This window comes from Streptomyces shenzhenensis (assembly GCF_021462265.1).
GTDB lineage: Bacteria > Actinomycetota > Actinomycetes > Streptomycetales > Streptomycetaceae > Streptomyces > Streptomyces shenzhenensis.
This window is the reverse complement of sequence record NZ_JAJONF010000005.1, coordinates 23,719-50,210: the sequence shown is the minus strand read 5'-3', so window position 1 is coordinate 50,210 and position 26,492 is coordinate 23,719. Positions and strand designations below refer to the sequence as shown.

Annotated in this window: 27 protein-coding genes and 1 pseudogene; 21 read left to right on the top strand and 7 right to left on the bottom strand. The window is 71.2% G+C overall.

What is annotated here, in order from left to right:
- Positions 1–47: 47 nt before the first annotated feature.
- The 5 genes from LQ326_RS08765 (at position 48) to LQ326_RS08745 (ending at position 3,474) form a co-directional block, all read left to right on the top strand.
- A complete protein-coding gene (locus tag LQ326_RS08765; RefSeq protein WP_234534347.1) occupies positions 48–410 on the top strand; it encodes a Tat pathway signal sequence domain protein in 363 nt (120 codons plus the stop codon).
- Complete coding sequence (locus tag LQ326_RS08760) at positions 407–1,018, top strand: class F sortase (protein ID WP_234534345.1); 612 nt, start codon at positions 407–409, stop codon at positions 1,016–1,018. The genes LQ326_RS08765 and LQ326_RS08760 overlap by 4 nt, the downstream gene beginning before the upstream one ends.
- 95 nt (positions 1,019–1,113) lie before the next feature.
- Positions 1,114–1,605: an RNA polymerase sigma factor gene (locus tag LQ326_RS08755; protein WP_234534344.1), complete on the top strand. Its 492-nt coding sequence runs from the start codon at positions 1,114–1,116 to the stop codon at positions 1,603–1,605.
- Positions 1,589–2,047 (top strand): hypothetical protein, encoded by a 459-nt coding sequence (locus LQ326_RS08750; protein ID WP_234534342.1) that lies wholly within the window; start codon positions 1,589–1,591, stop codon positions 2,045–2,047. The genes LQ326_RS08755 and LQ326_RS08750 overlap by 17 nt, the downstream gene beginning before the upstream one ends.
- A 305-nt stretch (positions 2,048–2,352) precedes the next feature.
- Positions 2,353–3,474, top strand: a complete 1,122-nt coding sequence (locus tag LQ326_RS08745) for an acyltransferase family protein (RefSeq protein ID WP_234534340.1) — start codon at positions 2,353–2,355, stop codon at positions 3,472–3,474.
- Positions 3,475–3,488: 14 nt separating this feature from the next.
- On the opposite strand, the gene LQ326_RS08740 is transcribed toward LQ326_RS08745, so the two are convergent.
- On the bottom strand, positions 3,489–5,621 hold the full coding sequence (locus LQ326_RS08740; protein WP_234534338.1) for a discoidin domain-containing protein: 2,133 nt from the start codon (positions 5,619–5,621) through the stop codon (positions 3,489–3,491).
- Positions 5,622–5,814: 193 nt separating this feature from the next.
- Positions 5,815–6,516: an SDR family oxidoreductase gene (locus LQ326_RS08735; protein WP_234534336.1), complete on the bottom strand. Its 702-nt coding sequence runs from the start codon at positions 6,514–6,516 to the stop codon at positions 5,815–5,817.
- Positions 6,517–6,801: 285 nt separating this feature from the next.
- On the opposite strand from LQ326_RS08735, the gene LQ326_RS08730 reads away from it, so the two are divergent.
- From LQ326_RS08730 to LQ326_RS08720, 3 genes are all read left to right on the top strand, one after another.
- A complete protein-coding gene (locus LQ326_RS08730) occupies positions 6,802–7,725 on the top strand; it encodes an SGNH/GDSL hydrolase family protein (protein WP_234534334.1) in 924 nt (307 codons plus the stop codon).
- 872 nt (positions 7,726–8,597) lie between these two features.
- The gene (locus tag LQ326_RS08725; RefSeq protein WP_234534898.1) at positions 8,598–9,248 is read left to right on the top strand and encodes a hypothetical protein; all 651 of its coding nucleotides are present in this window, start codon (positions 8,598–8,600) and stop codon (positions 9,246–9,248) included.
- Positions 9,175–9,582, top strand: a complete 408-nt coding sequence (locus LQ326_RS08720; RefSeq protein WP_234534865.1) for a transposase — start codon at positions 9,175–9,177, stop codon at positions 9,580–9,582. The genes LQ326_RS08725 and LQ326_RS08720 overlap by 74 nt, the downstream gene beginning before the upstream one ends.
- A gap of 31 nt (positions 9,583–9,613) precedes the next feature.
- On the opposite strand, the gene LQ326_RS08715 is transcribed toward LQ326_RS08720, so the two are convergent.
- From LQ326_RS08715 to LQ326_RS08705, 3 genes are all read right to left on the bottom strand, one after another.
- On the bottom strand, positions 9,614–10,210 hold the full coding sequence (locus tag LQ326_RS08715; RefSeq protein WP_234534332.1) for a TetR/AcrR family transcriptional regulator: 597 nt from the start codon (positions 10,208–10,210) through the stop codon (positions 9,614–9,616).
- Between the two features lie 136 nt (positions 10,211–10,346).
- Positions 10,347–11,360, bottom strand: coding sequence for an NADP-dependent oxidoreductase (locus tag LQ326_RS08710; RefSeq protein WP_234534862.1), 1,014 nt, complete (start codon positions 11,358–11,360; stop codon positions 10,347–10,349).
- A gap of 398 nt (positions 11,361–11,758) precedes the next feature.
- Entirely contained in the window at positions 11,759–12,574 is an 816-nt protein-coding gene (locus LQ326_RS08705) for an oxidoreductase (RefSeq protein ID WP_234534330.1), read from the bottom strand.
- Between the two features lie 453 nt (positions 12,575–13,027).
- Here LQ326_RS08705 and LQ326_RS48255 point away from each other — a divergent pair, with 453 nt between their 5' ends.
- The 3 genes from LQ326_RS48255 to LQ326_RS08685 all read left to right on the top strand — a co-directional run bounded on the left by LQ326_RS48255 (position 13,028) and on the right by LQ326_RS08685 (position 14,512).
- On the top strand, positions 13,028–13,513 hold the full coding sequence (locus LQ326_RS48255) for a zinc finger domain-containing protein (protein WP_234534328.1): 486 nt from the start codon (positions 13,028–13,030) through the stop codon (positions 13,511–13,513).
- Positions 13,402–13,722 (top strand): recombinase family protein, encoded by a 321-nt coding sequence (locus LQ326_RS08695; protein WP_308401886.1) that lies wholly within the window; start codon positions 13,402–13,404, stop codon positions 13,720–13,722. Before LQ326_RS48255 ends, LQ326_RS08695 begins: the two co-directional genes overlap by 112 nt.
- 298 nt (positions 13,723–14,020) lie before the next feature.
- On the top strand, positions 14,021–14,512 hold the full coding sequence (locus LQ326_RS08685; protein ID WP_234534326.1) for a peptidylprolyl isomerase: 492 nt from the start codon (positions 14,021–14,023) through the stop codon (positions 14,510–14,512).
- 91 nt (positions 14,513–14,603) lie between these two features.
- On the opposite strand, the pseudogene LQ326_RS08680 reads toward LQ326_RS08685, so the two are convergent.
- A pseudogene (locus LQ326_RS08680) lies at positions 14,604–15,423 on the bottom strand (GNAT family N-acetyltransferase); the annotation flags it as partial.
- A gap of 380 nt (positions 15,424–15,803) precedes the next feature.
- Here LQ326_RS08680 and LQ326_RS08675 point away from each other — a divergent pair.
- From LQ326_RS08675 to LQ326_RS08650, 6 genes are all read left to right on the top strand, one after another.
- Entirely contained in the window at positions 15,804–16,895 is a 1,092-nt protein-coding gene (locus LQ326_RS08675; protein WP_234534323.1) for a sugar ABC transporter substrate-binding protein, read from the top strand.
- A gap of 82 nt (positions 16,896–16,977) precedes the next feature.
- Positions 16,978–18,066: a mandelate racemase/muconate lactonizing enzyme family protein gene (locus tag LQ326_RS08670; RefSeq protein ID WP_234534321.1), complete on the top strand. Its 1,089-nt coding sequence runs from the start codon at positions 16,978–16,980 to the stop codon at positions 18,064–18,066.
- Positions 18,063–19,127 carry an ABC transporter permease gene (locus LQ326_RS08665; protein ID WP_234534319.1) on the top strand — a complete coding sequence of 355 codons (1,065 nt, stop codon included), beginning with the start codon at positions 18,063–18,065 and terminating at the stop codon, positions 19,125–19,127. The genes LQ326_RS08670 and LQ326_RS08665 overlap by 4 nt, the downstream gene beginning before the upstream one ends.
- Positions 19,124–20,146, top strand: a complete 1,023-nt coding sequence (locus tag LQ326_RS08660) for an ABC transporter permease (protein WP_234534317.1) — start codon at positions 19,124–19,126, stop codon at positions 20,144–20,146. Before LQ326_RS08665 ends, LQ326_RS08660 begins: the two co-directional genes overlap by 4 nt.
- Positions 20,143–21,666, top strand: a complete 1,524-nt coding sequence (locus LQ326_RS08655) for a sugar ABC transporter ATP-binding protein (RefSeq protein ID WP_234534315.1) — start codon at positions 20,143–20,145, stop codon at positions 21,664–21,666. The genes LQ326_RS08660 and LQ326_RS08655 overlap by 4 nt, the downstream gene beginning before the upstream one ends.
- Entirely contained in the window at positions 21,663–21,986 is a 324-nt protein-coding gene (locus LQ326_RS08650; protein WP_234534313.1) for an L-rhamnose mutarotase, read from the top strand. The genes LQ326_RS08655 and LQ326_RS08650 overlap by 4 nt, the downstream gene beginning before the upstream one ends.
- On the opposite strand, the gene LQ326_RS08645 is transcribed toward LQ326_RS08650, so the two are convergent.
- Positions 21,976–22,716: a GntR family transcriptional regulator gene (locus tag LQ326_RS08645; protein ID WP_234534312.1), complete on the bottom strand. Its 741-nt coding sequence runs from the start codon at positions 22,714–22,716 to the stop codon at positions 21,976–21,978. The two genes, LQ326_RS08650 and LQ326_RS08645, sit on opposite strands and share 11 nt — an antisense overlap.
- Before the next feature lie 182 nt (positions 22,717–22,898).
- On the opposite strand from LQ326_RS08645, the gene LQ326_RS08640 reads away from it, so the two are divergent.
- The 4 genes from LQ326_RS08640 (at position 22,899) to LQ326_RS08625 (ending at position 26,486) form a co-directional block, all read left to right on the top strand.
- On the top strand, positions 22,899–23,642 hold the full coding sequence (locus LQ326_RS08640) for a YqjF family protein (RefSeq protein WP_234534310.1): 744 nt from the start codon (positions 22,899–22,901) through the stop codon (positions 23,640–23,642).
- Positions 23,643–23,757: 115 nt separating this feature from the next.
- Entirely contained in the window at positions 23,758–24,966 is a 1,209-nt protein-coding gene (locus LQ326_RS08635; RefSeq protein WP_234534308.1) for a carbohydrate-binding protein, read from the top strand.
- 128 nt (positions 24,967–25,094) lie between these two features.
- Positions 25,095–25,871: a polysaccharide lyase family 7 protein gene (locus LQ326_RS08630; protein WP_234534307.1), complete on the top strand. Its 777-nt coding sequence runs from the start codon at positions 25,095–25,097 to the stop codon at positions 25,869–25,871.
- Between the two features lie 102 nt (positions 25,872–25,973).
- Complete coding sequence (locus LQ326_RS08625) at positions 25,974–26,486, top strand: winged helix-turn-helix transcriptional regulator (RefSeq protein WP_234534304.1); 513 nt, start codon at positions 25,974–25,976, stop codon at positions 26,484–26,486.
- Positions 26,487–26,492 lie beyond the last annotated feature (6 nt).

Sequence of the window (26,492 nt, the reverse complement as noted above, 5' to 3'; positions counted from 1 at the left end):
ACTCAGCCCGCCCCGATCATCGCGGGCCGACGAAAGAGAGCGTCTTCATGCGCCGAACTGTCCTGAGCGCCGCGGCACTGGCCTGCACCGCCGTCCTGGCGGGCACCGTGCCCGCGTTCGCCGACAGCACCACCCCGCGCCCCGTCCCCACCGTCGTGGCGTCCGAGGCCCCCTCCACCGCGCAGTCCGCCCGCCCGTCCGAGGTCCCCTCCCCCGTGCCCACCCGGGTGTCGAAGCGGGACAGGGGCCAGGTCGCCGCCGTACCCGCGGGGGCGCCCGACACCGGGGTGACGGAGTCCTCCTCGGGCTCCGGCTCCGAGGCAGCGCTGATCGGCGGGGGCGCGGCGGCAGCGCTCGCCGCCGGTGCGGTGCTGTTCACCGTCCGTCGCCGCCGGGCCACCGGGGCATGACCTCGCTCTCCAGGCGCGCCTTCGTCACCGCCGCGACGGCCTCGCTGCTGGCGGGCTGTGCGGGAGCGGCACCTCACCAGGTGACCACGACCGCCCACCGGAGACAGGCGCCCGCGCCCACCGCCACGCCCACGGCGCGCACCGCGCTCGGCCGTTCCGTGCCGGTCCGGCTGCGCATCCCGGCGATCGGGGTCGACACCCCGCTGCTCCGGCTGGGTCTCGCGGCCGACGGCACCGTCCAGGTACCGCCGATCACCGCGCACGACCGGGCGGGCTGGTACCGCTACTCGCCCACCCCCGGTCAGGCCGGCCCGTCGGTCGTCCTCGGCCATGTCACGGTCGGCAGCTACGGGGACGGCGTCTTCCGGCGCCTCGCGGAGCTACGCCGGGGCGACGAGGTCGAGACGCGTCTGGAGAACGGCCGGTCGGCGGTGTTCACCGTCGGCGAGGTGCGTACGGTCGCCAAGGCACAGTTCCCGACGAAGGACGTGTACGGGGACGTGGACCGCCCGGAGCTGCGGCTGATCACCTGCGGCGGTCCGCGCAGCGGCCACGGCTACCTCGACAACGTGATCGTCTTCGCCACGCTGACCGGCACGCGGGGCTGATCCAGGGATGCCGGTCCGGCGGAACGAACGCCGCCGGACCGGCATCCTCCCCCACGGACCAGCGAACCCACGAACCCCCACGACCCTGGAGAACGTTGAAACGGTCCCGTGACAAGGCGGCCTCCGAGCTCTTCGCCGCCCTGTATCCGCGCCTGGCCGGCTGGTGCCGCCGTCTGGTCGACGACGACGAGACGGCGCACGAGATCGCCTCGGAGGCGTTCACCCGGCTGTGGGCCCGGTGGACGTCGGTGGAGGAGCCGCGCGGTTTCCTCTACGTCACCGCGGCGAACATCGTCCGGGACCACTGGCGCAAGCTGGAGCGCGAGCGCCGGGCCGTGCGCCGCGTCGGCTCGGAGGCCGCGACCCGCCCGCACACCGAGCAGACCGATCCCTCGGTACGGCTGCTGGTGCAGTCCCTGCCGGAGCGACTGCGGGTGCCGATCCTGCTGCACTACTACGCTGACATGCCGATCCGGGAGGTGTCCGAGCTGACCGGACGGAAGGAAGGAACCGTCAAGGCCGATCTGCACGCGGCCCGGGAACTGCTCCGCGTCCATCTGAGGAGAAGCCTTGATCACACGCTTTGACGACGAGCCGGAGTTCGACGGCCCGGACGATCCCCTTGCGGTCATCCTGCGACCGCCCTCCGCCCATCTCGGCCCGCCGCCGGGCCGCTACGAGGAGATCCGCCGCGCCGCGAGCCGCCGCCGGCTGGTCCGCGCCGCGGCCGGAGCCGGGGTGACCTGTGCCGTCGCCGTGCTCGTCGCCCTGCCGCTGCACCTGACGGCATCCTCGCCGCCGACGACACCGACGGTGCCCCTCGCGCCGCCGGCCGTCCGCCCCACGGCTCCGGAACGCCCCTCGGCGTCCCCCACGACCGCCGGTTCCAGGCCGAGCCGCAGCGCCGCACCCACCACGAGGGAGACCGCCCAGGCTCCCACCCGGAGAACGCCGTCGGCCCCTTCGGCGGTCCGGACCACACCGTCCGGCAGCCGGCCGAGCGTCGTCCCCACGCCGTCCCGCCGGTAACGGCGTCAACCGCGCACCGGACGAGTCATCCGTTCGTTTCGTTGCTGTGGCGTTTCGGCACACCGGCCGCGGCCCGAAGGCGCGGGCCAGGGCGTCGCGCCCGCGGGTGAGGGGGGTGGCGAGAGCCGTAGCCCGCGCCCGCCGTCCGGGTAGGGTCGCACCCGCCCGTCCGGCCCGCGCGGCCCGTATGGCCGAGGCCTTCCCTCGGCGTTGGTGTGATGTTCGTCCGTGGCCGGAGTGAAAGGTGTGGAACGGGCAACGCTCCGTTTCATGCTCCACGCGCGAACCCTCCGGCAGGTGACTCGATGACGACGGCGACCCAGGCCCCTTTGACCGCTCCGGCCGCCGCGCCACCCGCCCGCACCCTGCCGTCCGCCCCCGCCCCCGCACTGCCCTCGCTGACCGGACTGAGATGGATGGCCGCACTGCTGGTCTTCGGGCTGCACGTGCACAACTTCCGCTATTTCGGCGGCACCGGCGGCCGGTTCATGTCCTGGGGGTTCGAGGCCGGCGCCTCCGGGGTGTCGTTCTTCTTCGTCCTCTCCGGGTTCGTGCTGATGTGGTCCGCGCGGCCGGGTGACCGGGCGGCGCGCTTCTGGTGGCGACGGGTCGCCCGGGTCTACCCCGTGCACCTGGTCACCGCCGCCGTCGCGCTGGTCATGGTGTGCACGCTGCCCCGCCAGCCGAAGCCGACCCTCCTGCAGGGACTGGCCGACGTCTTCCTGGTGCACTCCTGGTGGCGGCCGTGGTGGCAGACGCTGGACCCGGTCAGCTGGTCGCTGGCCTGCGAGGCCTTCTTCTACGCCGCGTTCCCGCTGCTGGCACTGCTGCTGCGCCGCCTGGGCGCGCGGGGCGCCGCGGCGCTGGCGGCACTGGCCGCGCTGACGGTGCTGGCGCTGGCCTGGACCGACGCGCACCACTGCTGGACGCAGCCGATCAGCTCCTTCCCGGCCGCCCGGCTGCCGGAGTTCGTGCTGGGCGCGGCCATCGCGCGGCTGGTGCTGCTCGGCCGGTGGCGCGGCCCGGGACTGGAGGCCTCGCTGGCGCTGGCGATCATCGGCTACTTCCTGGTCCCGCAGGTCACCGCCGACTACGCGGCCACCGCCTGCACCATCACGGGCTTCGCCCTGCTCATCCCGGCGGCGGCCCTCGCGGACCTGCACGGCCTGCCGTCGCTGTGGCGGCGCCGGTGGCTGGTCCGCCTCGGCGAAGTGTCCTTCGCGTTCTACATGGTCCATCTGCTGGTGCTGCGGGCGGGCACCCATCTGCTCGGCACCCGCCCGCGGTACGACCTGCTCACCGGCACGGCCGTCACCGCCGTCGCCTTCGCCGTGTCGCTGGGCCTGTCCTGGCTCGTCCACGAGGGCGTGGAGCGGCCCGCGCGACAACTGCTGCTACGGCGTCCGGCACGACGGCGAACGGCCTAGCCGGATCCGGCCCGTTACGGGAACTGGGTCACCTTCGACGGAATCGTGCTGGTCCCCGACGTCGGCGACCCGGTGGTGTCGACGACGTGGGCGTACTGGCCGTTGCCGCCGAGGGAGATCACCAGCAGGTCGTGCATCCTGATCCCCGGACCGGTCGGCACCTGGAAGCCGTTGGACTGGACGATCGTCGGATCGGCCGTGTAGTTGCAGTAGCTTCCCAGGCCCCACGCCTCGTGGGTGGTCACGGTGTCGGCGACCTTGTAGGCCGCGTAGCCGACGACGCCGTCATGGGTGACGGCGGCGGCGTTCGGGGCGTCGTACGCCTTCTCGTTCTGGAAGAAGACCGTGCGGCCGCGTTCGCCGTTCCAGTAGACGTCGTACTTGTTGAAGTGCTCGACGAACAGGCCGGTGGCGAGGACGTCGTCGCCGTTGACGCGCAGGCCGTAGTCGGCGCGGTTGGTGTCCCAGCCGACGCCGCTGCCGTGGTCGGCGCGCCACAGCCAGGTGTGGTCGATGATCACGTCGTTGCTGTCGACGACCACGGAGTTGGTGGCGAGGCCGGGTCCGGCACCGCCGATACGGACGAACACGTCCTGCATGGTGGTGGGGTCGGCGGAGTGGTCGGCGCCGGAGCCGGGGTCCCCGATCCGCAGCAGCGTGTCGGTGTTCACGCTGCCCGCGTCGATGAGGAACCCGGCGAGCCTGACGCCGTCGACGTCGGCGACGTGCATGGCGTCGACGCCGTTGTCCGGGACCAGGGTGGCGAGGCCGAGGCCGAGGACCACGGTGTCCGCACGGGTGACGTCGATGGTCCGGTCGAGGTGGTACACGCCCGGGGTGAAGAGGAGGTTGAGGCCCTGGGCGAGGGCCTGGTTGATGGTGGCGGCGGTGGCGCCGGGCTTGACGACGTAGAACTGGTCCAGCGGGATCGAGGTGCCCGCGTCCGCCGGCCAGGAGACGCCCCGGGCGCCCGTGCGCTTGGCCGGGACGAAGACCTTGTAGTCGTTGCCGTCCAGGTAGAGGAACGGCTTCTCACGCGAGACGGGGGTGGTGTCCAGCGTGGTGTAGGGGCCGGTGTCGAAGTTGGTCGCGGGCGCGCCCTCGACTCCGGAGAAGGTCATGTTCCACACGCCGTTGGTCCAGCCGCCGACCGAGCTGTCGCGGGTGTACCACTGCTGCTGGGAGTACGGGCCGACGGTGCCGTCGATCTTCGAGTCGGCGATGTAGCCGCCGGAGGCCCAGCCGTAGCCGTTGGGGGCCAGGTTGAGTCCGCCCTTGACGTGGATGCGACGGAAGGGGGCCGCCTGAGCCACGGCCCAGCGGTCCGTGCCGTTGGACGGCGTGATGGCGAAGTTCTCCGCCGAACGCCAGAAGTTCTGGGTGGCGTTGCCGTTGAACCAGCCGGCGTCGACGGTGACGTCACCGTTGATCTGCGTGTCGTCGGGGTTCAGACCGAGGCCGGAGATCGAGGTGTAGAACCCGATCTGGGCGTTGATGCCGTTGTAGGTGCCCGGCTTGAGCAGGAACTGGTAACGGCCGGTGCCGAACTGCGCCGACTCCTGCTGGGCGAAGACGGAGTCGAACTTCGCCTGGAGGTTCGGCGTGGACGGGTCGACGACGATCACATTGGGCCCGAGGTCGCCGCCGCCCTGGACCGGGGTGGTGCCGGCGGTGGTGCCGTACACCTGGAACTCCCAGAGCGAGTAACCCCACTGGGTGGCCCGGTGCACGCCCAGCATCCGGACGTAGCGGCCCTGCCCGGACACGGAGAGGGTGTCCGTACCGCCGTCACCGCCGGTCACGGACCGCAGGTCGGTCCAGTTGCTGCCGTCCGGGGAGATCTGGACCTTGTAGTCCTTGCCGTAGGCGGTCTCCCAGGTGAGGACCACCTGGTCGACCTGGGCGGTGGCGCCGAGGTCGACCTGGAGCCACTGGTCGTCGCTGAAGGCGGACGACCAGCGGGTACCGGTGTCGCCGTCCACCGCGTTTCCGGCGGCGGTCCCGGCGTTCTCCTCGGAGGACGCGGTGGCCGTCCTGCCCTGGGACAACGGGGCGTCGGCGGCCTGGGCCGCCGGCGCGTGGACGGCGGGGAGGGCGAGCAGTGCTGCCAGGGCGGCGAGCACCACGCCCAGGGGTCTCAGTCTCATCAGCGGCTCCCGAGTCGGCACGGGGTGCGCGCGACCGGCGCACCTCCCTGCTTAGTTCAGGATTTGATTTAAGTGGTGAGGCAATCCGGCGACAACCCTTCGGCGGCGGAATTCTCATCGATCGGCCGGCGGCCGCCGCCGAGCGGGCCGCGCCCGCGGGCCCCGGCACGGCGAAGCCGGCCGGAGCACCCCGTCACCCGGCGAGCTGCTGGTACATGGCGGCGAGGTCGCCCGACAGGGCCCCCTTGGCCCAGCGGGTGATGTCGTCGGCGAGCACCTCGAAGGCACCCGACTCGACGCCGTCGAGGGCGGCCGCGGCGATGTCCCGCGGCTTCGACTTGGGGCCGTCGGCGCGGGCCGCCATGTCGGTGTCGACATAGCCCATGTGCAGGCCGGTGACGTCGATGCCACGCGGCCGGAGCGCCAGGCGCAGGCTGTTGGTCTGCGACCACAGGGCCGCCTTGGAGGCGCTGTAGGCGCCGCCCTCGGCGAGCCAGGACAGGACCGAGTGCACGTTCAGGACGTGGCCGCCGCCGTTGCGCTCGATGACCGGGACGAAGGCGCGGGTGAGCAGCAGCGGGCCGTAGAAGTTGACGTCGAACTCGCGGCGGATCTCGTCCAGCGGGGAGGTGAGGAAGCGGGTTCCGGTGGCGATCCCGGCGTTGTTGACGAGGACGGTGACATCCTGCGCCTGCTCGGCGACCGCGGCCACGGAGCCGGGGTCGGTCACCTCCAGGGCCAGGGCGACGGCGTCGGGGTGGGTGACGGTGCGCGGGTCCCGGGCGGTCGCGTAGACCTTGCCGGCGCCACGTGCGTACAGCTCCTCCACCAGCGCCTTTCCGATGCCTCGGCTGCCGCCGGTGACGAGGACGACGGAATCCTTGATCGCGGTCATGAGACTCACGCTCCAGTACAGACAGAGAATCGGGAAACCGATCGGTTTCCCTTGGTCGCCACCCATCGTAAACCGATCGGTTTCCAGGTTCAATCACGGAGGCCGTCCTTCGGCCGCCGGCCGGACCCGAGGTCCGTACGGGCAGAGCGGGTTGCCCGATCCGGTTCCTTGCGTCCGACCTCTGGCTACGGACTCCTACCGGGCGGTATACAGACCCCCGACACACGCGTGCGGACCGCCCGCCGGGACCGGTTCCGTGCGCGTCCTGGTTCCAGGGGGGACTCCATGGCGTACGGCATCCCGTCCGACGGTTCGGCGAGACGGCGCCGGCGGAAGGCCACCGTGGCGGCGGCGCTGGGCGGCTGCGCCCTGGTGGCCGCGTCCACGGCACCGGCCGCCGCGCACGGCGACCCCGGTCGCGGCTCCGGACACGACCGCGGCACCGGTTATGTGGCGCTCGGCGACTCCTACACCTCGGGCCCGGTCATCCCGACCCAGGTCGACGCGGGCTGCGCCCGCTCCGACCACAACTACCCCTCGCTGGTGGCGGCTGCCCGGCACGTGAGCGCGTTCAAGGACGTGAGCTGTGCCGGTGCGACGACCGCCGAGATGTGGAAGGCACAGGGCACCAACGGGCCCCAGCTCGACGCCGTCCAGCGCGGCACCGACCTGGTGACCGTCCAGATCGGCGGCAACGACGTGGGGTTCGGCTCGATCATCGCCACCTGCGCGGCCCTCAGCTCCCGGGACCTGACGGGCAACCCCTGCCAGCAGTACTACAACGCGTCGGGCACCGACCAGCTGGCGCTCAACGTCGCGCAGACCGCGCCCAAGGTCGACCGTGTGCTGCGGGCGATCCGCGCCCGGGCCCCGCACGCCCGGATCCTCGTCGTCGGCTACCCCGACCTGCTGCCGGACGACGGCAGCGGCTGCTACCCGACGGTGCCGTTCGCGGCCGGGGACTTCCCCTACCTCCGCGACACCGGGAAGCGGCTGAACCTCATGCTGCGGATGGTCGCCGCCTGGAACGGCGCCCGGTACGTGGACACCTACGGCCCGACGGTCGGCCACGACATGTGCAAGTCCCCCGCCGACCGCTGGATCGAACCCCTCCAGCCGGCCTCCCCGGCCGCCCCGGCCCACCCCAACGCCAAGGGAGAGGCGGCCATGGCCCAGGCCGTGCTCAACCGCCTGGTGCGGCACCACTAGCGCCGCACCGGAGAACCTTTGCTCTGCGGGGGCGTGACGCTTTGTCGGCGCTGGTCCGGACGGCGCGTTGTCGCCAGGCCGTACGGTGACGGAACACGCACGCCCCCGGCGGATCGCTCAAGACCAGAGGCAGCGCCTGCCGCAGATCATCCGTGGAGGCACCGGGTCGGTCGCGACCCGTACCTGGGGCATTGGCGAATGGCGTGCTGCGAGAGCACGCCGGTGTGGAACGCCGGTGGCGCGCAGCCAAACGGGCTGAAAACGCGGTACACCCGTGGCGCCCGGTCCGAGTCAGGAAGGAGTTGTCTGTTCGAGGGCGGCGACGAGGTGGCCGAGATCACGGCGGTGGGGGCCGGCGGGCCAGACCGCCCAGGTGCGTCGGACAAGGGGGTGGCCGATGAGCGGGGCCCAGGTAACTGTCTCGGGCAGGGCGTCCAGGTCGGCATGGCCCTGGAGGGCCTGACCGCGGCCGACCTCGCCTACCAGGGCTGAACCCGTTGCGCCCTCGGGTCCCGTCACCCGACAGGCCGGCGCGGCCGGAACCCGAGGGCGGTCCGACCTCACCGACTTTCACGCATCCCCCGCTCGGAGGTGACCTGTGCTGCGCAGACGCGTACTGATCACGGGAGCTGTCCCAGGGCATCGGACGCGCGGTCGCCGCACGGCTGTCGGCCGCCGGCCACCTGCCCGTCGGCATCGCCCGCTCCTGCGGACCGGAGCGGAGGACGCCGTACAGGACGCGTCGCCGACCGCGCCGCGGCGCACCGGCGACGTACGGCAGCATGTGCGACGACAGGTCGGGGAGGGGCGTATTTCGTTGGCCTCGCAGCGTCACCGCCGCTTAGGGTCACCGCAGCCCAGGAGGTGAGGTCGTGACCACGTACGGCACGATATTGATTCCCGCGCCGCTCGAACAGGCGGCCCCGGTCCTGCGTAAAACCTGCGCGGCGGGCTACGCGACCTCTGCCGGGCCGGGATTCTGCCTCGTCCATCCGGACCGGTCCCTCGACGAGAACGGCGTCTTCGCGCTCGCCGGGCCGATCAGCGCCGAATTGGGTGCTCCGGTACTGGCAGCCTTCCAGTACGACGGTGACCGGCTGGAGTTGGAGGTCTGGCGCGGCGGAGTTCGCGCCCACCGCTACGACTCCTGGCCAGCCCGGGACGACGACGCCGCCGACGACGCACCCGTGGGCGCGGACCCCGCCGCGTTCCTGGACTTCGCCGCCGGGTCCGTGGACAGCCACCGCCTGGCCTCCGCGCTCGCGGACACCCCTGTCGACGCGGAGGACAAGGACGTCGACGGCGACCCGGGGTACGTCTGGGCCCAGGCCCTGCACTGGGACGTGCTGCGCGCGCTCAGCCACCCGGACCGGGCGATCCGCCGCGCGCAGTGGGACTACTTCCACATGCGCGGGGCGCCGCAGGCGCTCTCGGAGGTGCTGGACAGCACTGAACTCGTCGTCCTGGGCTCAGCCGAGCACCCGTTCCAAAACCTCCCTCACGCGCCGCAACAAATGCGCTGAGGCCCACGCGGGGCGGGGAAGGGCCACGGAGTCGTCCCGGCCCGCCAGGCAGGCCTGTCCGCCCCCGGCCCTGCACCTGCTGCAGGCCGCCCTGGTCCACGTGAACACCCTGCTGCTGCAAGAAGTCCTGGCCGAGCCGAAGTGGGTGGAGCGCCTCGGCCTCGCCGACCGGCGCGCGCTCTCCCCGCTGTTCTGGACCCATGTCAACCCCTACGGCCGGTTCGAGCTGGGCATGAGCAACCGGCTCGACCTCCACCCGGCCGCGGTCATCCCCGGCCAGCGGGCGGATGCTCGGCAGACGGCGCCTTCCCGGGAGAGCACCGGGCAGTGGTAGGAGGGCACCTCGTCCCCGTCGAACAGCACCTTCAGCCGCTGCCCGGTGGTTGTGCGCTGAGCAGAGTGAGGGCGTTGCGGATGCCCTCTTCGAGGAGCCCGTCGGAGAGTCGCCGGTCGGCCAGGGCGCGGGAGAGCTGCAGCGTCCCGACCATCATGGCGTAGACGCTGAGGGTCTTCGTGCGCACCGAGCGCGGATCGGCAGGCGCCAGGCGAGCGGCGATACCGTCGATGACGGCGAGCACGCCGTCGGTGTACGCCTGCTTGGTCTCGTCCGCGCAGCGCCCGATCTCGTCGAGGAGTGCGGCGGAGGGGCAGCCGTCGTCGGGACTGTCGCGGTGCTGGGGCGACAGATACCACCGTACGATCTGCTCGACTCCGGCGATGCCGGGGGCCGCCTGCTCGATGACGTTCGCGTACTGCGTGCGCAACTGGTCCGCGACCGCGGCGGCCACGAGGTCGCCCTTGGTTTCGAAATGGCCGTAGAAGGCGCCGTTGGTCAGTCCGGCGTCCGCCATCAGCGTCGAGATGCCCGAGCCGTCGATACCGTCCTTCTTGAACCGGCGGCCGGCGGTCTCGATGATCCGCTGCCGGGTCGCCTGCTTGTGCTCTTTCCCGTAACGCACCACGCGCTCGCTCCTCTGTACGCCGGAAGGGTCGCCTGCCCTCCGCCGGCTTCGCCATCATATTGGATTATGAACGAACTCCAATGAGAGGCGAGCGCCATCTGGAGCACCGCCACGCCTTCTCTGCGGCCAGCCCGATTCAGTCGCTGCCGGGCGTCATCGAGATCACGACCTTTCCGGCCGTGGTACGCCCCTGCTCTACGTACGCCATCGCCTCGAGGGTCTGGTCGAAAGGGAAAGTGCGGTCGATGACCGGGCGGAGCCGCCCGCTGTCGTACAGGGCACCGAGTTCGCGGAGCTGGGCGCCGCTGGCCTGCATGAAGAAGAACTCATAGCGCACGCCCAGGGCCTTGGCCTGCTTGCGCACCTTGCGGCTGAGCGCGTTCATGGCCATGCCCATGAACGAGGGGGCGTCGAGTTGCCTGGCGAAACCGGCGTCCGGCGGGCCGGCGACGCCGATGGCCAGGCCGCCCGGCTTCAGCACGGTCAGCGACTTCTCGAGGTTCGCCCCGCCCATGGAGTCCAGCACCAGGTCGTAGCCGGACAGCACCTTGGAGAAGTCCTCTTTGGTGTAGTCGATGACGATGTCGGCGCCGAGGCTCCTGACCAACTTCTCGGTGCGGGTGTTCGTGGTCGTCGCCACCGTGGCGCCGAGGTGCTTGGCGAGCTGGATGGCCGTCGATCCGAGGCCACCGGCACCGGCGTGGATGAGCACCTTCTGACCCGGCATCACGTGGGCGCGGTCGACGAGGATCTGCCAGGCGGCCAGGGCCACCAGGGGCACCGCGGCCGCCTCGCGGGGGGTGAGGGACTGCGGCTTGGGTGCAACGTCGTCCTGGTCGATCGCGATGAACTCGGCGAAGCCTCCGATCCGCAGGTCGCGGGGACGTGCGTAGACCTCGTCGCCGACTGTCAAGTCGCGCACGGCCGACCCGACCTGCGTCACGATGCCGGCGACGTCGTGGCCGAGCACGAACGGAAGCCTGTGCTTCAGGAGTCGTTTGAACTCCCCGTTGCGGAGCATCCTGTCCAGCGGGTTGATGCTGGCGGCGCTCACCCGGACCAGGACGTCGCCGTCCCCGACGGTCGGCTCGGGAACGTCTGCGGCGCGCAGGCCGTCCCTGCCGTACATCTCGACGACGAATGCCTTCATGTCAGCCTTCCCTTCGCGTGATCTTCTCGGTTGCCTACTCGGCGGACGATGCGCATGTCCGGGCGGCTTCCACGTCAGCTGCCGAGGTGCCGGCGAAGCCAGCAGCGCCCTGTCGGGGTCGGCGCCCTCGGGGATGGCCCACAGGGCGGGGACGCCGTCGGCGTCCACGTCGGCGTAGGTGACGCCTTCCGGCTCGGTCGATGCCGAAGCGTGTGTGTCGACGATGTCGCGGACGACGGCCAGATCGAGGCCCGGAGTCGACGCCTTTACGCGCACGTTTTCGAGGAACTGCGCGAACTGCTGTGCTTCCGTACTGATTCCCATGGTGATGCTCTTGTTCAGGTCCGAGGGGCGCGCGCCTATCGCGCGCAGTGCAGGTCGATGAGCCGGGTGTGACGTCAGCCGGGCATCCGGTTGAATCTGCGGATCTGCCTGTCGAAGATCCCGGCGGGGACGAGGCGTCGCGCGGTGGTGATGCGCGAGGCGAGCGGTCCGGCGGTGTAGCGCAGCTTCGGCTTCGGGGCGGTGGCCGCCGTGACGATCTCCTTGGCGACGACGGCGGGGTCGTCGCCGGCCTTCATCGCCTCAGCGACCAATTCGTCGAAGACACGCCGCCGCTCCGCATAGAGCGGCAGCGGGGTGTCGGGCTGCGCGGCATTGGCATCGAAGGCGGTCCGGGTGTAGCCCGGTTCGACGAGCAGGACGCGGACACCGTGCTCGCGGACTTCGTGGTCCAGAGACTCGGAGTAGCCCTCGATGGCGTGCTTCGCGGCGACATAGAGGGCCATGAACGGCTGCGGGATGACGCCGAGGACGGACGAGAGGTTGACGATGCGCCCACGGCCCTGGGCGCGCATGTGCGGCAGGACGGCCTTCGTCATGCGGACGAGACCGAAGAAGTTGAGGTTGAAGAGGCGCTGGGCCTGGGCGACGGAGTTCTCCTCGGCGGCGCCGGCCGAGCCCAGACCGGCGTTGTTGACGAGGACGTCGATCCGTCCGAACCGTTCGATCACTTCCTGGACGGCGGCGGTGACGGATTCGTCGCTGGTCACGTCGAGGTCGAGGAAGGTCACACCGGCGGGCGGGGTGAGTCCCGAGGTGTTCCGCCCGGTTCCGATCACCTCGAACCCGGCTGCGGCGAAGGCGCGAGCGGTTGTGTTGCCGATCCCCGATGACGCCCCCGTCACGAGTGCTACCGGCCGCTGTGTCGCCATGACGGACTCCTGAGTAATTGAATTACGATCGTTTGGCTTACGATCGTAATGCTATGACGGTGCGGAGCGGATGGCAAGGAGCGGCCCCGGCGGCCCCGCACGGCCGAGAACCTCCGGCTTGACGCGGGTCGTCGGCAACGGACCGCAAGGCCACTCCGAAGGCGCCGAGTGCCACGCCGTGATCGCAGCCTGCGCGGTACGCACCGTCCCGCCGCCCTGGCTGTGGCAACTCGGTGATGCCGGCACCGTCACCACCACCCCGCGCGACCGGCTGCTCGCCTCGCGTCTGGTCCGGCCAGCGTCGTGCGTTCTCTCATGAACGACCCTTTCCGGGAGCACATCGGAAACGGCCGTCGGAGCCGGCCCGAGCACCCGTTCGGTTCTCAGAACTCGTTCTCACTCAAGCGGTGCCGGCACCCTGTTCCGGGAATGGTTTGTGAGGAAATTTCGAGTGTGACGGGCCCTCAGGACACCACCGAGAGCGACGCCGACGACGTCGGGCGCCACGACTGCCCGCGCTGCGGCGTCCAGCCCGGCTCACCCTGCCGCTCGCGCTCGGGCGCGGTCGCCGGGATCTACCACACCGGCCGGTTCAAGGAGGTCGCCCGGCTCGCCAAACTGCTGCGGGTGCCGGCCCCGGCCGACCGCGGACCCGGCCAGCCCTGGCGTCCCGGCACCCCGCCGCCGGCCGCGCCCGAGACGGACAACCCGGGCGCGGACATCCGCATCGGATACGCCCGCTGCAGCCGCCTCACCCAGGAGCTGCAGTCGCAACTGGAGGCGCTCAGCGCGCACGGCATCCCCGGGACAAGATCTTCTCCGAGAAGATCAGCACCCGCATCCGGGTCCGCCCCCAGTTCGAGGCCGCTCACACCCTGGCCCGCGAAGTCAGGGCCCACGCGCCGCACTGCCGCGTGCTGTTCACCGTCTACGAGATGAAACGCCTCGGCCGCGACGCCGCCGAGCTCACCGCGCTGGCCGACCGCCTGACCGCCCACGGCCTGGTCCTGGAGATGCCGGCCGGCCCGCTGCCCGGCATCTACGGCCCGTCCGGCCCCGGCCGGATGCTCTTCGGGTTCTTCGCCGCCATGGCCGAGACCGAGCGCGAGAGCATCCGTGAAGCCACCAGTGCCGGATGTGGCCACTGAACGGCAATGGCGCTACGTCGGCTCCGGACACACCCCGGGCGCTGCACTGACAGCCGCCGGCGTCGCCTTCGGCATCTTCCTCAACCGGGAGATCGCACGTAGTGAGGCGCGCATCGGCGACGGGGGTGCCGCCTGGTGAACGACCCGCGCACGGCCACCTCAATTCCGCGAGCGGCCTCGGTGACCGGCCTGCCGGCCGGGAGCTGCTGCGGACCCTGGTGGGCACCCGAGCGGCCCCCGCACCCCGACACCCCGGGCTGTGCGGCCCCGCAGGACGGTTCGCGATAGGTTGACCTGCATGAGCGACAACGTTTATTTCGACATCTCGATCAACAACGAGCCGGCCGGCCGGATCGTGTTCAACCTGTTCGACGACGTGGTGCCGCAGACGGCCCGCAACTTCCGTGAGCTGGCCACCGGGCAGAACGGCTTCGGCTACGCCGGTTCCGCCTTCCACCGGATCATCCCGCAGTTCATGCTCCAGGGCGGTGACTTCACCCGGGGTGACGGCACCGGCGGCAAGAGCATCTACGGCGAGAAGTTCAAGGACGAGAACTTCCAGCTCAAGCACGACCGGCCGTACCTGCTGAGCATGGCCAACGCGGGCCGCAACACCAACGGCTCGCAGTTCTTCGTCACCACCGTCGTGACGTCCTGGCTGGACGGCAAGCACGTGGTCTTCGGTGAGGTCGTCGAGGGCCAGGACATCGTCGACAAGATCGAGAGCTACGGCTCCCAGAGCGGCGCCCCCAAGGCCAAGGTCGAGATCACGGCGAGCGGCACCGTCTGATCCCCGACCGGCGTTCTTCCGCGGGGACCGGGCGGCCCGTCCGGTCCCCCGGCGCCGTACACCGGGTGCCGCGCTCGCGCCGCGGTTCCGGTCACCCCTTGCGCAGCCCGTCCGCCCGGCGGGCCGCGCGCAGCGTGCCGACGGTCCTGAGCAGCCGGTCCGCCGGGTCGCGCAGCCGTGGATGGGCGAGGACGGTGTTGGCCGGCCCGCGGACCGGCCGGCGCCACAGGCGGTGTGCCACGGCCACCGGGTGGACACGGGTGGCGAAACCCCCGCCCGCCCTGAGTTCGCGGGTCTTGAGCCGGTCCTTGCACTCCTTGGTACTCCTTGCCGCCGCTCCCCAGGCCGACGAGGGTGCCTCCGCCCCGTGCCACGGCCTCCGCGGTACGCAGGCGTCATCAACCCTTGTGAGCAGCAGTGCGGTTCGGGGTCGTGTGCGGTGAACCCGGCGGCGAGTACGGTGCCCGAGCGCGGGCCGAAGTGCGCGGCCACCGGCCGGTCGCCGGCGTAGAGCACGGACAGCCCGCCGGTGAAATGATCCGCGCGGACGTAAAAGAGGTGGCCCACGAGGTCGACCGTCCAGGGGCGGGCGAAGCGGTCCATGCGTCCGGTCCGCCGGTACTGGGCGGACGTCCGGCGCATCAGGGTGCGCAGGGCCGCGGGGTCGCACTCGTCGAACTCCGAGCGCCGGGGGCCGATGTCACGGCCGAGGCGCCGTTCCTTCTTCATGGTGGTCTTCGCAAGTCCCGGGCAGGTGACGCGCCGCCACTCGGGGTAGCCGCCGTCACCTGGCTTCACGTCGATCGCCGGTGAGGCGAAGGTGCCGGTGACACGGGGGGGGCGAAAGGTCTCTGCTCGGCGACCAGGTGGTCGAACTCGGAGATCGACATCCCGCAGGCACTCAGCAGCTGGAGGGCCGCCTTCCGCACGGGTGCGGGCGGTGCGGGAGACATGGCCGGGATCGCCGGGCGGGACGACAAGGTGGCGCCGCCGGCAGCAGGCGATCAGAGCGGCGGCCGGAGTCGCGCGTGCTCAGATCGCGGCCGAATCACCGGGCGGGCGGGCCGAGTTGAGCGGAAGCGGAAGCAGTCGGGGTGCGCCGGGTACCCTCAGGTGCACCCACCCCCCTTCGACGTTTCCTATATGATTTTTCGGCACCTTGGGGACCCGGGTTCGCCAACTTTGGAATCATCCCTGATAGAAACGGTTCCTGTCGCAGGCCTTGACGCACACCTCCCCCTGACCCACGATCTCCGCATCGTTTTCCTATCTGATCCCGCAGGGGTGGGAGATGCGCTTCCCGACCAGATCCGTCCTGTCCGGGGTGCTCACGGCGACGCTGCTCGCCATGGGGACCGCGGCCTGCACCTACCGCAACGCACCCGCTCCCGCCACCGGGCAGGCCCCGACGGCCGGACGCGCCGGCGCCGGCGCCGACCTGGCCGACGGGTCGAAAACCAAGGTGGCCCTCGTGCCCGGCGGCGCCCATCCGTACTTCCAGCCGTGGAAGACGGCCGGGGCCGCCGCGAAGAAGGCCTACGGCCTCGGGGACGTCACCTTCGACGAGACGGCGGAGTGGGACCAGCAGAAGCAGAACAACCTGCTGTCCACGCTCGCGGCCCGCGGCTACAACGCCTTCGGCGTGTTCGGCGTCTCCCCCACCGACATCAACACCACCTTCGGCGATCTCACGTCGCAGGGCTTCCCGGTGGCGTCCCTGGGCTCCTGCCCGGCCGGGAACACGGACGAGGCCGACTTCTGCCTCTCCACCGACGTCGAACTCGCCGCCTACAAGGCCGCGAAGGCCGCCATCGAGGCCATGGGCGGCAAGGGCACCCTGGTCCACCTGACCGGCAACAACGTGGACGCCAACACCCAGTTGCGGATCAAGGGCGTGGCCCGGGCCGTCAAGGAGTCCGGCGGCAAGGTGCGGCTCCTGCAGACCGTCACCGACATCGACACGGACCTGCAGACCGCGCAGAAGGCCGTGTCCGACCTGATGGCGGCCAAGGGCGGCCAGATCACGGGCATCGTCGCCACCGCCTACAACCCGGCCGTCGCCGCGGCCGACGCCGTCCGGTCGTCCGGCTCGAAGGCGAAGGTCGTCGCCATCGACGACGACGCCAAGATCCTCAGCGGCATCCGGCAGGGCACGGTCACCGCCACCGTCGTACAGAACCCCGCCGGGCAGGCCGAGATCGGAGTCTGGGCGCTCGCGCTGCTCCAGACGAAGCAGTGCGCCATGCGCGACCCCGGGGTGAAGGTCGACTCGGGTTCGTTCGTCGTCACCAAGGCGAACGTCACCGGCTACGACCAGGCCCGGCAGGCGAAGACCAGGCAGCTGAAGACCGAGTTCGCCGACAAGTACCTCGCGTGCGGCTGACCGCCCGAAAGAGGCCCCACAGAGCCCCCAACGAGCCCGGAAGAGCAAGAAAGAGCCAGAACCAGAAAGAGAACGGACACCGATGAGCATCATCACGACCGCGACCGCCCGGCTGGCCGACATCGCCGTCGAGACGGACCGCACCGACGCGGTGCAGTCCTTCGTCAAACAGGAGACGGTCCTGGTCGACCTGGAGACGGCCGACGGTCTCACGGGCACCGGCTACGCCTACACGATCGGCACCGGCGGCACCTCCGTGCTGGCCCTGCTCCGCGACCATCTGCTCCCGGCCCTGGCCGGGCAGGACGCCCGCAACATCGAGGCGCTGTGGCAGCGGCTGTTCGCGCTGACCCGGGCCACCACCACCGGCGCCATCACCTCCCTCGCCCTGGCCGCCGTGGACACCGCCCTGTGGGACGTGCGCTGCAAGCGGGCCGGCGAACCGCTGTGGCGACTGGCCGGCGGACACCGCCGGGAGGTACCGGTCTACGACACCGAGGGCGGCTGGCTCCATCTGGGCACCGAGGAACTGGTGAAGGGCGCCCTGCGGGCCCAGGAGGCGGGCTGGGCGGGCGTCAAGATCAAGGTGGGCAAGCCGCATCCGGCCGAGGACGCGGAGCGGCTGCGCGCGGTGCGGGAAGCGGTCGGTTCCGCGCTGCACGTCATGACCGACGCCAACCAGTCCCAGACGGCGTCCTCTTCGCTGCGGCTCGCGGCCGCGCTGGAGCCGTACGACCCGTACTGGCTGGAGGAGCCGCTGCCCGCGGACGACCTCAGCGGCCACGCCCGGCTCGCGCGGGCGACCCGGATCCCCGTGGCGGTCGGCGAGTCCATGTACTCCCTCATGCAGTTCCGCAGTTGCCTGGAGGCCGGGGCCGCGTCCGTGGTGCAGGTCGACGCGGCCCGGATCGGGGGAATCACCCCGTGGCTGAAGGTCGCGCACCTGGCGGAGAGCCACAACGTGATGGTCTGCCCGCACTTCCTGATGGAACTGCACGTCAGCCTCGCCGCCGCGGTGCCCAACGGGAGCTTCGTCGAGTACATCCCGCAGCTGCGGGCCGTGACCCGGACCGAGCTGGCCATCCGGGACGGCCTGGCCGTGGCCCCGGACGTGCCGGGCATCGGCATCGACTGGGACCTGGACGCGCTCGACGACCGGAGGGTGGCATGACGACCTCCGTCAGTCCCCCGGACACCGTCCCGAAGGAGCGGACGGCCGGCCACCGGATGCCGTTCTGGGTCAACCAGCGGCTCGGCCTGCTGGTGCTGGTCATCGCGCTGAGCGTCCTGTTCGGCGTGGTGCGGCCCGCCTTCCTCGACCAGCGCCTGGTGCTCTTCCCGCTGCTGCGGGACGTGGCCACGCTGACCGTGGTGGCGCTCGCCCAGATGGCCGCCCTCTCGGTGGGGCACATGAACCTCGCGGTCGGGCGGATGGCGGCGTTCGGCGCCATGTTCGCGGGCATCGGCTACGACAAGCTCCATCTGCCCATGCAGGCCGGCCTGTTGCTGTGCCTGGCCGCCGGCGCGGCGATCGGCGCGGTCACCGGCTGGCTGATCGCCCGTACCGGGGTGAGCTCCTTCGTCGTCACGCTGGCGACGGACTTCGCCCTGCTGGGCCTGGTCTCCCTCATGTACTCCGCCCTCACCGAGGACGCCGCCTTCACCACCCGCCCGGCCGGCGTCGACGCCCTGCGGTCCTATTCGCTGGCCGACATCTGTGCGGGCCCGGTCTGCGGCTCGCCGGCCGTCCCGCAGCTGGCCCAGTTCACCGTGCTCGCCATGCTCGGCCTCGGCTTCCTGTACGGCGGTACCCGCGTCGGCAGGGAACTGCTGCTGACCGGGGCGAACCCGGCCGCCGCCGAGCTGTCCGGCATCCCCACCGGACGCCGGGTGCTGCTCGCGCACACCCTCTCCGGGCTGCTCGCGGCCCTCGCCGGGTTCATGGCCGCCGCCGGAACGGGCACGTTCCGCGCCTCCATCGGCGACGACTTCATGCTGCCGTCCTTCCTGGGCGCGGTGCTCGGCGGCACCCTGCTCACCGGCGGGGTGGTGTCCGTGCTGGGCACGCTGCTCGGCACCGCGCTGGTCGGCGTGATCCGCAAGGGGCTCGACCTGCTCGGCGTCGGCCTGGAAAGCCTCAACATCTACCTCGGCTGCATCCTGCTGCTGGCCCTGTCGGCCGACCGGATCCGCACCGTGGTCTCCTATCGCAAGGTGGTGCGCTCCACATGAGCACGATGCTCGATCAGCAGGGCCGGGCCGCCGCGGTGCTGCGCCGGTTCTCGCGTACGACGACGGCCATGCTGCTGCTGGTCGTCGTGGCAGGGGCGGTGGCGCTGGAGGTGGCGTCCTCGGGCTCCTTCTTCGAGGGCTCCTCGGTACGGGTCTTCCTGCAGTACCTCGCCACGCCCATCCTCATCGGCCTGGCCCAGATGGTGGCGCTGTGCGTGGGCCAGCTCAACCTCGCGGTCGGCGCCCTGGGCGGCTTCACCGCCTGTCTGACGGGGGTCCTGATGGCCGATCACGGGGTCCCCGCCGTGGTCGCGGTCGGGGCGGGGCTGGTGACGGCGACGGCCGTCGGCCTGGTGACCGGTCTCGCCATCGTGGCCACACGGATCAACGGCTTCATCGTCACCCTGGCCACGATGACGATCCTGCTGGGCGCGCAGTACCGGCTCGTCGGCACCCGGACCGTCGACGGCTACTCCGCCACCCTGCGCGACCTGGGCTCGGCCGCACCGCTGGACATCCCGCTCGTCTTCGTCACGGCGATCGGCGCGGCGGTCCTGCTGGGCGCCGTCATGTACCGCACGGTCGCGGGCCGGCGGCTGCTCGCCGCCGGCGGCAACCCGCTGGCCGCCCGGCTGTCGGGGATCTCCACCGACCGGCAGATCGTGGCCGCGCACACGCTGTCCGGGCTGCTGGTCGGGGTGGCCGCCGTGACCGCGACCGCCTCGCTGCCCGGCGTCAACCGCAGCGTCGGCGGCGACTGGCTGCTGCCCAGCTTCGCCGCTCCCATCATCGGCGGGGTCGCGCTGACCGGCGGGTCCATCGCGGTGTTCGGGACCGTGCTGGCGGCGTTCGTGACCCGGCTCATCGACGCGGCGCGCGCCCAGTTCTCGCTGGACCCGAGCTGGGTGAACCTGCTGATCGGGCTGGTCGTCCTCGGCACGGTCGCCGGCGGGCACCTGCACCAGACACGGCTCGCGAGGACCACCGCGCCCTCACCGCAGCCGGGAGGTGCGCGATGAGCGCGGTCCTTCTCGAATGCCACGACCTCGTGAAGGTCTTCCCCGGTGTCCGTGCCCTGGACGGCGTGGGGCTGCGGCTGACCGCCGGCAGTGTGCACGCGCTCCTCGGCGAGAACGGCGCCGGCAAGTCCACCCTCATCAAGGTCCTGACCGGGGTGCACTCGCCCGACGGCGGCACCCTCACCTGGTGCGGCGAACCGGTGCGGCTGCGCTCGCCGCTGGAGGCGGCCCGGACCGGCATCGGCGTCGTCCACCAGGAACGCAACCTCATCCCCGGCTTCTCGGTGGCCGAGAACATCACCCTGCAGAAGCCGCCCGCGCGCCGTGGTCTGGTCGACCACGCGGCGATGACCGAACCGGCCGTGGCCTGTCTCACGGAGCTGGGCGTCGACCTCGACCCGGCCCGGCCGGTGCGCGAACTGTCGGTCGCCCAGCAGCAGTTGGTGGAGATCGCCAAGGCCCTCCACACCGAGAGCCGGGTGCTGCTCCTTGACGAGCCAACCGCCTCCCTCTCCCCGGAGGAGACGGACCGCCTGTTCGGGGTGGTCCGGCGGCTCGCCGGGCGCGGCGCCTGCGTGGTCTTCGTCAGTCACAAGCTGGAGGAGGTCTTCGCCCTCTGCGACACGGTCACCGTGCTGCGCGACGGCAGGTCGGTGCTGGCGTCGGCGCCGCTGGCCGGCCACTCCCACGACGACATCGTGAGCCTGATGGTGGGCCGCGCGCACACGGCGGCCGGGATGCGCCCGCGCACGGTCGACCGGTCCGCGAAACCGGTCCTGGAACTGGACGGTGTGGCCACGGCCGGCGGGCACCGGGACATCAGCCTCGCGGTGCGGCCCGGGGAGATCGTGGGCCTGTACGGGCTGGTGGGCGCCGGGCGCAGCGAGCTGGTCAAGGCGGTGCTCGGCCTCGACCGCGTCACCGCCGGGGAGGTCCGGGTGCACGGCAGCCCGGCCCGGATCCGCTCGCCCCGGCAGGCCCTGCACGAGTTCGGTATCGGGTACGTGACCGAGAACCGCAAGGAGGAGGGCGTCTTCCTGGAGCAGCCGATCGTCCGCAACATCACGGTGACGGTGTGGCGGAGGCTGGCCAGGGCGCTCGGGTTCGTCCCGGCGGGCGAGGAGCGCGCGGTCGCCCAGGACCTCGTCGACCGGCTCGGCATCCGGATCACCGGGCTCGGGCAGCACGCCGGTGAGCTCTCCGGCGGCAACCAGCAGAAGGTGAGCCTCGCCAAGTGGCTGGCCGCCGACACCCGGTTGCTGGTGATCGACGAACCGACGGTGGGCGTCGACGTCCGTACCAAACGCGCCTTCCACGAACTCATCTGGGACCTGGCCCACGACGGCCTGCCCATCCTGCTGATCAGCAGCGACCTCGCGGAGATGGTCACCCTCGCCGACCGGATCGTCGTCATGACCGGCCACCGCGTCCGCGGCGAGGTCGACAACGACCGGGACTACGACCGGATGAGCGGCAGGATCATCCGCCTGATCCACGACCGCGACGAGGTGCGCTCGTGAGGCGGGTGGCCCAGGTCATCGCCGTACTCCCGGAAATGCTGGACGAGTACCGGGAGCTGCACCGCGAGGTGCCGGAGCCGGTCCTGGACCGGCTCCGGCGCTGCGGTGTCGCCAACTATTCGATCCACCTGCTCGGCGACCGCCTGTTCGCCTACTTCGAGTACCACGGCGACGACCTGGCGGCCGACCTGGCGCTGATGGCCGCCGACGAGGCGACCCAGGAGTGGTGGCGGCGCACCGTGCCCTGTCAGGCGCCGGTCGCGGAGGCGGCCCCGGGTGAGTGGTGGGCCACGGCGGAGCAGGTGTTCCTCATGGAGTAGCCGGCTCGCCGCCGTCGCCGTCGCCGTCCTGGAGCTGGCGTTCCATGCTGCGGGTGAGGTGCTCGGTCATCGCCTCGGCCGCCCGCTCGGGGTTGCGGCGCAGCACGGCCCGGACGATCCGCTCGTGCTCGGCGACGGTCGGGCCGCCGGCGCCCACCACGTTGCTGAGCCGGAAGATGTGCAGGTGGGCGTGGAGGCGCTGGACGGCGTCGGCCAGCAGCGGCCGGTGCGCGGCCAGTCCGATCGCCTCGTGGAAGCGCTGGTCGAGGGCGGCGAAGTCGCGGTAGGACGCGTACCGCCCGTTGGGGCTGGGCTCGTCCTGCATCTCCTCGACGATCCGTTCCAGACCGTCGAGCTGCTCCTCGGTGGCGTGGACGGCGGCCAGCGCGGCGGCCCTCGGCTCCAGCAGCAGCCGCATCTCGAAGAGTTCCGTGAGGCCCTGACGGGTCAGCAGCTCCGTGGCCCGGTACCCGGACAGGGCCCGCTTGACCACCAGTCCGTCGGACTCCAGCCGTGCCAGCGCCTCCCGGACCGGGGTGGGGGACACGCTGAGGGTCCGGGAGAGCGCGTCGATGCCGACGCGGGCGCCGGGGGCGATCTCGTGGTCCATGACCATCGCCTTGATGCTCTCGTACACGCTGTCCGACAGCGCCTGCCGGACGGGCGGCGGCTCGCCGGGCCCGTCGCCGTCGCCCGGGACGTCGGCCGCGGAAGAGCTGTGCGGCGGCATCCCGGCTCCTCCTTCTCAAGGCCTGCGTGTCGCCCACAGTTTACCCGTGTTACCGGGCCTGGCGGCGCGGAAGTCCTGATCACCGGGCCGTGGCCGGCGAAGCGCACCCGGCGGGGCGGGCGGCACCCCACTCGCGTGGAACACTCCCGCCGGCTCGTACTGGCGTGCTATCAACCTGTGTCATGGAGATCGTGGCGAGCGAGGCCATAACCCCGTCCACCCCACGGCCGGTACACCGGCCGACGATGGTGCAGGGGTGGTACGACCTGACCTTCGTGCACTGGCCGGTGGAGCCGGAGCGGGTGGCCGGGCTGCTGCCCGCCGGCACCCGGCCGGACACCCTGGACGGGGTCACCTACGTCGGCCTCGTCCCGTTCCTGATGCGGGGCACCGGGTTCGGGCCGGGGCCGGGGCTGCCGTATCTGGGCACCTTCTGCGAGACGAACGTGCGGCTGTACTCGGTGGACGAGCGCGGCCGGCGCGGGGTGGTGTTCAGGTCCCTGGACTCCGCCCGGCTGCTCCCGGCGCTGGTGGGCCGGTACGGGTTCCGGCTGCCGTACGTCTGGTCCGCGATGCGGCTGCGCCGCGAGGGCGACGCGATCACCTACACCTGCCGGCGGCGGCGCCCGGCGGCCACGAGCCGGGCGGTCGTGCGGACCGGGCCGCCGATCACCGAACCCTCACCGCTGGAGCACTTCCTGACCGCGCGCTGGGGGCTGCACGTGACCTGGCACGGCCGTACCGCGTACCTGCCGAACGAGCATGCGCCCTGGCCGCTGCATCGGGCCGAACTCCTGCACCTGGACGACGAACTGGTCGAGGCGGCGGGCCTGCCGACGCCGTCCGGGCCACCGGTCAGCGTGCTCTGGTCGCCGGGCGTGAAGGTGCGCTTCGGGGCACCGCACCTGCTTCGCGCCGCCAGGTAAAGAAACCGTATGGTCTAGTCCAAAGTGCATTTTGGTCCAGTCCAATTCATTGACGTGACCGCGACACCTCTGGAAGCTGGGACCCACCCCACCTCCCCGGCCCCTGGAGGCACCAGTGAGACCCCTACGCGCATGTCTGGGCGCGGCCGCCGCCGTCACCCTCGCCGCCGCCGGCACCACCGCGCTGGTCGCGAGCGACGCCTCGGGTGCGACCACCGCCCTGAGCAACCGGTGGTACGCGGCGGCCCCGTACCTGATGCCGCTGGACAACAACCCGCCGAACGCGGCCGCCATCATGGACGCCACCGGCCTCAAGGCCTTCCAGCTGGCGTTCGTCCTGGCCCCCGACGGCGGCGGCTGCTCGCCCACCTGGGGCGGCACGGCCGCGGTCTCCTCGGACACCGCCGTCCAGTCGGTGATCGACACGATCCGCGCCAAGGGCGGTGACGTCTCCGTCTCCATCGGCGGCTACGGCGGCACCAAGCTGGGGCAGACCTGCGCGGACGCGGCCTCCACCGCCGCGGCCTACCAGCAGGTCATCACCAAGTACGGGCTGCACGCGATCGACTTCGACCTGGAGGAGCCGGAGTACGAGAACACCGCGGCGATCAGGAACGAGATCGGTGCCGCGAAGATCCTCCAGCAGAACGACCCGGGACTGTACGTCTCGGTCACCACGCCCGGCACGGCCGACGGGACCGGCTGGTTCGGCAAGCAGATGCTGCTGGAGGCGAAGTCGCAGGGGTTCACGCCGAACAACTTCTCCATCATGCCCTTCGACGGCGGTTTCAGCGGGGCGGCCTCGCAGACCAGCGCGCTCACCAACTTCAACGCGATCCTGCAGTCCACCTTCGGCTGGGACCAGGCGACCGCCTACGCCCACGAGGGCTTCTCCGGGATGAACGGCCGCAGCGACACCGGCGAGTACTTCACCCAGGCCGACTTCCAGACCGTGCTCGACTACGCGACGAGCCACAACATGAACCGCTTCACGTTCTGGTCCCTGAACCGCGACCGCCAGTGCAGCCCGGTCGACAACAACGGCACCACGTCCGGGACCTGCTCCAGCGTGGCGCAGGGCGACTGGGACTTCGCCAGGTACTCGGTGCAGTTCGCCGGGGTCACCCCGCCGACCCCCACCCCCACCCCGACCCCCACTCCGACACCCACCTCCTGCAAGTCCGCCTGGAGCTCGACGGCGGTGTACACGGCCGGGAACGAGGTCTCGTACAACGGCCACAACTGGAAGGCCAAGTGGTGGACCCAGAACGAGGTGCCCGGCGCCTCCGAGTGGGGTCCCTGGCAGGACGAGGGCGCCTGCTGACCCCCTTGACGGGATTGGTTCGGACCTTTAGCTTCACGGGTCATCGACGGTTACGGATGCGTCCGGAGTTCACGTATACAAACGACAGTGAGCCCCGGGCGCAGCCTTCTGACGAAAGGACCCCCCACGTGAACCGTTCCCGGCTGCTCGCGGCGCCGACCGCCGCGAGCCTCACCCTCGCACTCACCCTCCTGCTCGGCGGCAGCGCGGAGGCGGCGGACCCGGACGTCGCGCCCGGCGGCAACTTCGACCTGTCCGTATGGCAGCTCCAGGAGCCGGTCGGCTCCCCCGGCTCGCCGACCACCATCCCCTCGTCCCGGCTCCAGGGCGCGGACGGCTACCAGGACGCGTACTTCTACACCGACACCCGCGACGGCGCGATGACCTTCTGGGCGCCCGAGAAGGGGGTCACCACCCCGAACTCCAGCTACGCCCGCTCCGAGCTGCGCGAGATGAACCGGGACGGCAGCGCCGCCAACTGGTCACTGAGCGGCAGCCACAGGATGAGCGCGACCCTGCGGGTGGTCTCGGTGACCAAGAACGTGTGCGTGGGGCAGATCCACCTCGGCACCGGCGGCTCGTCCACCAAGCCGCTGCTGGAGCTCTACTACCACGCGGGCGGCGACATCGTGCTGGGCACCGAGAACTCCCCGGACGGCGGCCAGACCACACACAGCGTGGGCCATGTGCCGGTCGGCAAGACCTGGACGTACACCATCGCCGTCTCCGGCGGGAACACCATCGACCTGACCGTCAACGGCACCACCACCCACTACGCCATTCCGTCCTCCTTCAACCAGTACAAGCAGTACTTCAAGGCGGGCTCGTACAACCAGTCGTCCTCCGACAGCACGACCAACGGCGCCCGGGTCGCGTTCTACGGCCTGACCGTCAAGCACGACTGAGTCCGCCCGGCAAGCACAGCCGTCACAACCTCCACCCTGGATTCGAAATTTGATGCCAGCACCTGCGTTCATTTTTCAGAGCCAGCGTGTAGGGTGGCAGCCATGGACGCCATGTCACTGCCGGCGAATCAGAACTGCTCCATCGCGCGCACGCTGACCGTGCTGGGGCAGAAGTGGAACCTTCTGCTGCTTCGCGAGGCCTTCCTCGGGCGCACCCGCTTCGCGGAGTTCCAGCGGATCGGCATCCCGAACGCGACCCTCGGCCAGCGCCTGAACGACCTCGTGTGCGCGGGGCTCATGGAGCGTGTGACGTATCAGGAGGAAGGGGAACGCAGCCGCGAGGAATACCTCCTCACGGAGGCCGGCCGCGACGTGCTGCCGGTTCTGGCGGCCCTCAGCGCGTGGGGGGACCGGCACCGCCCGCAGGAGACAGGACAGGGCGTCCTCTACGCGACCGCCGGGGAGCGGCCGGTTCACCTCGAATTCCGTGACGATCACGGTGAGCCGGTCGACCAGGACACCGTCTCGATCATCCGAGGCCCGGCCTACTACGCCGCCCTCGCCGCCGCCGGCCGGTCGTCCGACCGCGCCCGCGGCGACGACCATGCCAGTTGAGGAACG

Coding starts and splice junctions, on each gene's coding strand:
- LQ326_RS08735 (WP_234534336.1), bottom strand. CDS start 6,516: ATGACCGCGATCAAGGATTCCGTCGTCCTCGTCACCGGCGGCAGCCGA.
- LQ326_RS08625 (WP_234534304.1), top strand. CDS start 25,974: ATGGACGCCATGTCACTGCCGGCGAATCAGAACTGCTCCATCGCGCGC.
- LQ326_RS08645 (WP_234534312.1), bottom strand. CDS start 22,716: ATGCCGCCGCACAGCTCTTCCGCGGCCGACGTCCCGGGCGACGGCGAC.
- LQ326_RS08685 (WP_234534326.1), top strand. CDS start 14,021: ATGAGCGACAACGTTTATTTCGACATCTCGATCAACAACGAGCCGGCC.
- LQ326_RS08710 (WP_234534862.1), bottom strand. CDS start 11,360: ATGAAGGCATTCGTCGTCGAGATGTACGGCAGGGACGGCCTGCGCGCC.
- LQ326_RS08705 (WP_234534330.1), bottom strand. CDS start 12,574: ATGGCGACACAGCGGCCGGTAGCACTCGTGACGGGGGCGTCATCGGGG.
- LQ326_RS08730 (WP_234534334.1), top strand. CDS start 6,802: ATGGCGTACGGCATCCCGTCCGACGGTTCGGCGAGACGGCGCCGGCGG.
- LQ326_RS08655 (WP_234534315.1), top strand. CDS start 20,143: ATGAGCGCGGTCCTTCTCGAATGCCACGACCTCGTGAAGGTCTTCCCC.
- LQ326_RS08670 (WP_234534321.1), top strand. CDS start 16,978: ATGAGCATCATCACGACCGCGACCGCCCGGCTGGCCGACATCGCCGTC.
- LQ326_RS08675 (WP_234534323.1), top strand. CDS start 15,804: ATGCGCTTCCCGACCAGATCCGTCCTGTCCGGGGTGCTCACGGCGACG.
- LQ326_RS08760 (WP_234534345.1), top strand. CDS start 407: ATGACCTCGCTCTCCAGGCGCGCCTTCGTCACCGCCGCGACGGCCTCG.
- LQ326_RS08765 (WP_234534347.1), top strand. CDS start 48: ATGCGCCGAACTGTCCTGAGCGCCGCGGCACTGGCCTGCACCGCCGTC.
- LQ326_RS08665 (WP_234534319.1), top strand. CDS start 18,063: ATGACGACCTCCGTCAGTCCCCCGGACACCGTCCCGAAGGAGCGGACG.
- LQ326_RS08745 (WP_234534340.1), top strand. CDS start 2,353: ATGACGACGGCGACCCAGGCCCCTTTGACCGCTCCGGCCGCCGCGCCA.
- LQ326_RS08660 (WP_234534317.1), top strand. CDS start 19,124: ATGAGCACGATGCTCGATCAGCAGGGCCGGGCCGCCGCGGTGCTGCGC.
- LQ326_RS08740 (WP_234534338.1), bottom strand. CDS start 5,621: ATGAGACTGAGACCCCTGGGCGTGGTGCTCGCCGCCCTGGCAGCACTG.
- LQ326_RS08640 (WP_234534310.1), top strand. CDS start 22,899: ATGGAGATCGTGGCGAGCGAGGCCATAACCCCGTCCACCCCACGGCCG.